The 4,180-nt window shown below is 42.0% G+C and carries 2 protein-coding genes; both read right to left on the bottom strand.

Annotation, left to right across the window (positions count from 1 at the left end; genetic code table 11):
- Positions 1-869: 869 nt before the first annotated feature.
- Positions 870-2,294, bottom strand: coding sequence for an NAD(P)/FAD-dependent oxidoreductase (locus PLL47_RS14630; RefSeq protein WP_324447277.1), 1,425 nt, complete (start codon positions 2,292-2,294; stop codon positions 870-872).
- Between the two features lie 383 nt (positions 2,295-2,677).
- Positions 2,678-3,907 (bottom strand): NAD(P)-dependent malic enzyme, encoded by a 1,230-nt coding sequence (locus PLL47_RS14625; protein ID WP_324447275.1) that lies wholly within the window; start codon positions 3,905-3,907, stop codon positions 2,678-2,680.
- Between the last annotated feature and the right edge of the window lie 273 nt (positions 3,908-4,180).

Raw genomic sequence — 4,180 nt, 5'->3', positions numbered from 1 at the left:
CACTAGCAAACAACACCTACTCCAAAAGATCTACCCCACATTAAACAACTACATAAAGAAAAACTCTCAACCCACAAGTCAGATAACCCAAACCTCTTCCCAAACTAAAAATTTAGAAAGTTAAATCTTTTAGATGCCTTTCGGAATTTTCCAGGTATTTTAGATGGGAACGCAAACTCTTTTAAAACAATAATAAAACAAAATAAATAACTCAAATTATTTCTAGTTGATTTTCTGTCTCATCCAGTTAGATGGCAGAATTTTCACTATAATCTTACTTTAACTCTTATCTCACTTAAATTCTTTAATGGCACGGTTTTAAAAGTTGTTGCAGAAATATCCGATTTTCATCTGGTTTCAATATTTTCATGATCTTTTTATAAATGTGGGGTTTTATTATATTGAAGATATAATCTTAAATTATTAAACTAAAGTTATTTTGATGTGCTGCTGATTATACGCATGCGTCGAAATTATTCGTTAAAAATAATATATACTCCGAGTGCATAGTATAACTTGCGTTCTCATCATGAACACCACTAGCAAACAACACCTACTCCAAAGATCTACCCACAATAAAGAATTCATTAAAGAAAAACTCTCAACCCACAAGTCAAATACCTCAAACCTCTTCCCAAACAAAAAATTAGAAAGTTAAATCTTTTAGATGCCTTTCGGAACTTCCAGGTATTTCAGATGGGAACGCAACTCTTTTAAACAAAATAAAAATAAGTCAAAGTTAAGAATTTTTTTTTCAATCCCAAAAGCCTTCTAAGGTTGTTTTTCTTCTTACTGAATCTTATTCATACCTTTTCTGGCTTATTTTTTTATTTTCTGGCTTATTTCCTGCTTATTTTCATATTTCCTGCTTATTTTCTGGCTTTCTTTAAAATCCCTTCTGCAGCCATAATTCCGGTAGCAGCGGCATTAACTATATCTCTCGAGAGGCCTGCACCGTCTCCTGCTGCAAAGAGGTTTTTAATGCTGGTTTCCATCTGGCGGTTTACGTCAAGGTGCATGGCATAGAACTTGACTTCAGGGGCGTAAAGCAGGGTTGAATCCGAAGCAACTCCCGGGATGATCTCGTTTAAGGTCTCAAGACCTTCGATTATGTCCATAACTATTCTGTGAGGTAGAGCCATTGAGATATCGCCTGGTGTGACGTCTTTCAATGTGTTTATGACCAGGTTTTTGGCAATGCGCTCTTTTGTAGAACGGCGTCCGCGCCTCAGGTCGCCCATGCGCTGAAGGACGGGTTTTCCTCCGCCGATCGTTGTTGCGAGTTTTGCGATTGAGCGAGCGTATTTTGTCGTGTTTTCCATGGGTTCGGTCAGTTCAATATGGACAAGGAATGCAAAATTTGTATTTTCTGATTCCGTATTTGCCATCGAGTGGCCGTTTGTTGCAATAAAGTCTTCATACTCCTCTTTCACAACATAACCGCGCCTGTTGGTGCAGAACGTCCTGACGAAGTCATCATACCGGCGGCTCTGGATATGGAATTTTGGGTCCCGGTTGATTTTTGTCACAGGGTCCATTATTATTGCAGGGACTTCGACCCTGACTCCAATGTCAATTCCCCCGTAACGGGCCTTTATATCATGTTTTTCTATCATTTCCGATACCCAGTTGCATCCTCTTCTTCCTGGAGACAGGAGCACATAATTTGCGCGGAGAACTCTTCCATCTGAGAGTATAACGCCTTTGCACTCTCCTTCCTCTATCAGCAGGTCATAGACTTCTGTTTCAATCAGAAAATCCACGCCTTTATCAACAAGGTCCTGTTTGAAGCGCCCTATAACTGCAGGTGCATTGTCCGAACCTATATGCCTCTGCTTGATCTCTATAAATCGGGCTCCTACCGAGGCTGCCCTGCGTTTTAACTCCTCTATCTCCGGGCCTTCAGTAAGAAGGGCACCCTGAGGCGCTCCGAATTTCAGAAAAACTTTATCGACCCTGTCCACAAGGTCCCAGGCTTCTTTCTGGTCTCCGGTAAGGGCTGCAAGGTCTCCTCCTATATCCGGCCGGAGGTTCAGGGTCCCGTCAGAAAATGTTCCGCAGCCCCCAACCCCGCACATTATATCGCACGGGGTGCAGTGCATGCAGTAGCTCTGGGTTTTCATAGGGCAGAGGCGTTTATCAATGTCCCTGCCCATGTCAATAACAAGAACTTTTAAATTCCCGGCTGCAAGCTCGTAAGCAGCAAACATACCCGCAGGACCTGCCCCTATAATCACGGCGTCATATGCAGATCTTATCTTTTCTTTCTCAATGGTTTCATCTTCGTTACTCATGGGCAGCTCCCCCGGAATTTTTGATTTAAGAATCAGAATAACTCTTTAATTTTTTATAAAATTGTCAATAAAAATTTCTTTTAGAATCCTGCAATTCCCCACGTTTTTAGCAAGTTATTATATCCTTTGTTCGTATTTACACCTTCCTCATGCTGCATCTATCCCTCGCTGAACAGGGCATGTCAGCAAAAACCTGCATTTCCAGACCTGTTACACGAAAGAAATGGATGAAAAACTTCCCAGGTAACCGTTGTAAAATAATTGATTTTATATTCTTGATTACCTCTGTACTGTAGATGGAATTAAGACATGCAAATCATTGTGTCTACAAAACACACATGATATTCTGCGGAAGGTCATACCTATTACAGAAACCTGATCTCTCAAAAACTTTCTTCAAGGCTTTTTCTTGCAGCGCAGCTTTCATGGGAAGCTTCTGCAACGGCTTTTGCGACCGCGGGCACTACGTGTTTATCCAGAGGATCAGGAATTATATGATCTTCTGAGAGCTCACCTTCAGTCACAACATTTGCAAGGGCAAAAGCTGCTGCCATCTCCATTTCAGGAGTTATTTTCCTTGCGCAGGTTCCAAGGGCTCCTTTAAAGATGCCAGGAAAACTCAGGCAGTTGTTTAGCTGGTTTGGTAAGTCTGACCTGCCTGTAGCGACAATTCTAGCACCCGCCCTTTTTGCAGCGTCTGGCATGATCTCAGGGATGGGGTTTGCCATTGCTATTACAATTGCATCTTTTGCCATAGAGCGGACCATATCCCCGGTTACGATTCCTCCTACTGAGACACCTATAAAGAGGTCAGCACCTTTAAAAGCTTCTTTGATCCCTCCTTTTAATTTCTCAGGGTTTGTAATCCTAGCAATCTCTTCTTTTACAGGGTTCATGCCATTTTCCCGCCCTTCATATACGGTTCCTTTGCTGTCGCAGGTAATGATTTTTGCAGGGTCTGCTCCTGCCCGGACCAGAAACCTGAAAATTGCAACCCCTGCAGCTCCGAGTCCTGAGATTACTATTTTTAGTTCGCTCAATTCCTTTTTTACAATTTTAAGGGCATTCAGGAGACCGGCAAATACTACAATAGCTGTCCCGTGCTGGTCATCATGTATAACAGGAATGTCAAGCTCTTCCCGCAGTCTTGCCTCGATTTCAAAACATCGGGGTGCACTGATATCCTCAAGGTTGATGCCCCCAAAAACCGGAGCCAGGTTTTTTACTGCTTTTATGACCTCTTCGGTATCCTGTGTGTGAAGGCAGATCGGAAAAGCATCTATGCCGGCAAATTCCTTGAAGATTATAGCTTTTCCTTCCATAACGGGCAGAGCCGCATAAGGGCCTATGTTTCCAAGTCCGAGTACAGCTGAACCGTCAGTTACGACAGCAACCGTATTTTTCTTAAGGGTGTAAAGGTAAACAAGGTCCGGGTTTTCGCTGATTTTCCGGCATGGTTCGGCAACTCCGGGCGTATAAGCAACGCTGAGATCGTGGATTGTGCGGAGGTGAACTTTGCTTGCAACTTCGAGTACGCCTCCAAGCCTCCTGTGCATTGCAAGTGATTCATTATAAAGTGAAACATGCATGTCGTTATCTTTTTCGCGATTCATTTCAGTACCCTTTTCCGGGTTCTTTTGTGAATTTTCTTCAGGGTTCAATTTGATATTTTCTTCCAGACCACTCTCAGAATCTAAAACTGGACGAACATCTCTAATTCTAATAACCCCCCTTGCTGCAAAAAATTTTACTCAAGAGCAGAAAACTCAGAAAAAACCTGTTTTTTTAATTCAAGAAATCCACCCTCAGTTTATACTGGTTTGTTAAGATACTTCAAATTGATTATACCCAATTTCCGCACTATTTTTTCACACATAATATTTTTC

This window comes from Methanosarcina sp., from assembly GCF_035390745.1.
Lineage (GTDB): Archaea > Halobacteriota > Methanosarcinia > Methanosarcinales > Methanosarcinaceae > Methanosarcina.
The sequence above is the reverse complement of the archived record's forward strand: the minus strand, read 5'-3'. Positions and strand labels throughout refer to the sequence as shown.